The sequence below is a fragment of the Nostoc cf. edaphicum LEGE 07299 genome (assembly GCF_015207245.1).
GTDB lineage: Bacteria > Cyanobacteriota > Cyanobacteriia > Cyanobacteriales > Nostocaceae > Nostoc > Nostoc edaphicum_B.
Map to the genome: position 1 here is coordinate 1 of NZ_JADEXF010000683.1, position 3,469 is coordinate 3,469.

At 42.5% G+C, this 3,469-nt stretch carries 2 protein-coding genes and 1 pseudogene; all 3 read left to right on the plus strand.

Annotated features, from left to right (window positions below; all coding sequences use genetic code 11):
- On the plus strand, positions 1-2,274 hold a 2,274-nt coding region (locus IQ229_RS18955), incomplete at its 5' end, for an MFS transporter (protein ID WP_194046404.1).
- A gap of 628 nt (positions 2,275-2,902) precedes the next feature.
- Positions 2,903-3,175, plus strand: a complete 273-nt coding sequence (locus tag IQ229_RS18960; protein WP_194046406.1) for a hypothetical protein — start codon at positions 2,903-2,905, stop codon at positions 3,173-3,175.
- A 123-nt stretch (positions 3,176-3,298) separates the two neighbouring features.
- Positions 3,299-3,469, plus strand: a pseudogene (locus IQ229_RS24920) (hypothetical protein); the annotation flags it as partial.

Genomic DNA, 3,469 nt, shown 5'->3' on the forward strand with positions numbered 1-3,469 from the left:
GCTGATACCTTGTATAAAGTTTGGCAACAAGTGGTAAGTCAGCAACCACCCACCGAAGACCGTTTGGGTGAGTTGATGGATTATCTGAAATCACTTCCACCAGGACAAAGCAAAACAGATGAACTCAATGCCAAGCTGGAACGGTTATTAGCAGAAAAGAGTAGCTCCAAAGAATCTGACCAAAAGGCAGCTACCGGGCCAATTCAAAGTACACTCCAGCAAGGGCTATCTGCCTTAACCGGCATTGTGTTGGGACGCACAGATTTGTCTGATTTGGATGTAGAAAAAATCTTAGGTAGTCTCACTAGCGCTAAAGATAAAGTCACCCAACAAGCAGATAAGTTAGGCTTGCCGACACCATCACAACCCTATAGCCCAATTCGGGCTGATGTCGAAAACTACCTGTACAATACTTACGCTTGGCAACTGAGTCCAGAAAGAATTGCCCAAGAATTTCATGATGTCATCTATGACCCAGCAGCTGACCCTGGAATTGTCCGCCGGGAACTAGAACGACTATCCCGCAATGATTTCGTCAAAATGTTGCAACAACGGGGATTGCTTACTCAAGGCCAAATTCAACGCATTGCAAATCAGCTAGAAACTGTCCGCCAAGAAGTGCTAATAACAGTCAGAGCTATTGAAGAAAGAGATATAGTTCAAGACTTGCAACGCGCAGTAGAAAGTTATCTGCTGGTTACTCCCAAGGCAGATTTGACAGCCGAAGGCATTGAGCGGAATTTTAAACCACTGTTGGAAGACTCAGAGGCAGATTACGAAACCCTGACATTGCGGCTAGCGCACCTTGACCGCCAAGAAATTCGGGAGATATTGCTACAGCGTAATGATGTCCAGCTATATGAAGTAGATAGCATTCTTGATGAGTTGGAAAAACAACGCGATCGCGTCCTGGTAGAATCCAAAGGATTAGCAGAACAAGCACAATATCAAGCAGAAACCCTGTGGCTGAATGTAGAATCATATCTGCGTAACACAGGCAAATCAGAACTGAATCCTGATGCTATCCGTGCCGACTTCAAAAAGCTACTGGAAGATCCTCAAGCTGGAATTAGCTCAATTCGGGCGCGCTTGTCTCGCTTTGACCGCGATACCTTAGTGCAATTATTGAGTCAGCGGCAAGATTTGAGTGAAGATCAAGTTAATCAAATCATCAATGCTACTGAAGAGTCTTGGCATAGTATTCGCCACACACCCCAAGCTGTAGTAGATAAAGCTAAAGAGCAATACGACTCTGTGACAACAACGATCGCAGATTATCTCCGAAATACTGGCAAACAAGAACTGAATCCAGAAGGTATTCAGCGTGATTTGACCAAATTGTTTGAAAATCCCAAGGAAGGAGCCGTCGCACTGCGCCGTCGGTTGTCGAAGGTAGACAGAGATACACTGGTGAAATTGCTCAGTCAACGCCAAGACTTGAGTGAAGAACAAGTCAATGAAATCATTGATTCCACCCAAACTTCGATTCGTAACTTTGTGCGTGCGCCTCGTCGCCTAGCTAGCCGTACACAACAAAGAGCAGAAACATTCAAAACTTATCTGGAAGAATATCTCCGTCAAACTGGCAAAGAAGAACTCAATCCTGAAGGTATCAAACGCGACTTGCAATTATTGTTGCACGATCCGCGAGTTGGGGTGGAAAGTTTTGGCGATCGCCTTTCTCAGTTTGACCGTGATACCATCATTGCCCTACTGAAAATTCGGGAAGATATTTCTGATGAAGAAGCAGCACGGATTGCCGATAATATGGTGTCCGTAAGGGATCAATTTGTCGAACAAGTGCGGAACATCCAACGGGGAATTCAAGATGCAATTGATGGAATTTTCGCCCGCATTCGTAACTATCTCAACTCCCTGGATCGCCCAGAACTTAACTATGATAGTATTAAGCGCGATATTCGCACAGTTTTTGACGATCCCCAAGCGGGATTTGATGCCCTGCGCGATCGCCTGTCCTCCTTTGACCGTGATACCCTAGTGGCAATTATGAGTTCTCGTGAGGACATCTCCGAAGAAGATGCCAACCGGATCATCGACCAAATTGAACGGGCACGCAACACAGTATTGCAACGTGCAGAACGCATACAGCACGAAGCCCAACGCCGTCTAGAACAAGTCAAGCATCAAGCACAGCGGCAAGCAGAAGAAACCCGCAAAGCCGCAGCTTCAGCAGCGTGGTGGCTATTTGCCACAGCATTCGTCTCCGCCATTTTCTCTGCATTGGGAGGAGCGATTGGTGTAGTTGCACCGTAGTTTAACAAGTTTTCTCCGCTAACTTTTCAGCCTCCCACAATGGGAGGCTTTTCTATGTTGTGGCAGTTTTCATGTATTTGAACCATGTTGTAGGGGCGCAAGGCCTTGCACCCCTACCGCGTAGTCTAATTTACTTCTCGGTTAAGGGGAAAAGGAAAAAGAAAAAACCTTTAACCCAAACCCAGTCACCTTTTCCCAAAACCCGATTCCGAATTCAAAACTGCCTAACCGAGAAGTATTGTGCATACTCTTACGCAGAAGCAAGCTACGCGTAGCGTCTGGTATAGAAGAAAGAAAAGGAACAAATATGTATTGGGGAATTTCGTGTGATACCAACTTGAAAAAAGAATACAACAAATAGACCATTTATAGAGAAGCGATGAATCGCGTCTTTACCTCAAGATGTGTTGCAATCATTAATTGAATTGGTAAAAGTATGTCTTTCAATATAGTCATATATGAATATCCTTTACTGCTCTAATCTCAGCAATTAGACAGGTGGAAATAGAATTGCTTTAATGTTTTAATTTTATTAAATAACTTGCAATCAAACCTCAGTTTATTATCAAAACATCACTCAGGAATTTTTGCAAGTTAATAACTATTATCTAAGCAGCAATCTCAAACAATGGAAAATACGTTAGTTGATAAAACCTTCCGTGACAGCAATGGTAAAATTGTTTTGGCTGAAATGCCAAACCCACCACTAATTCTTTGGATAGTAGCTAGTTTACTAACCCTAGTTTTTACAACTGGCAAAATCAATATAGTTTTAGACTTTGTGGCAAATGGCTCCTTATTTACTTGGGCATGGATGGAGCTATTTCAAGGCATTAATTATTTTCGCAGAGCGCTAGGTCTTGCCGTATTAATTGCTATGATCGTATATAAAATTCAGTAAAACTAAATAGCTAAGTAATAAATAATATTAATTAAAGAGGAGTTCCTAAACTCCTTTTTTTTGTCAAAAGTTCCAAATGTGAATAAAGTCATAATTTCAGTATGACAATTCGTTTTTTTCTTACCACCCTATTGTTCCGAAATGAATCGGATCGAAGAAGAGTGGCATCAACTAAAAAGTCATGAAATTGCTGGACAAATGTTTGACAACAACTACGATTTAGCTATGGCAATTATTTATGGCATGGAAGCTAGAAGCGTAAAGGGTGAATATGCCCTTGAGCATCTTATATTT

Bases quoted from the DNA above. Each gene is read 5' to 3' on its own strand.
- IQ229_RS18960 (WP_194046406.1), top strand. From the start codon at position 2,903: ATGGAAAATACGTTAGTTGATAAAACCTTCCGTGACAGCAATGGTAAA.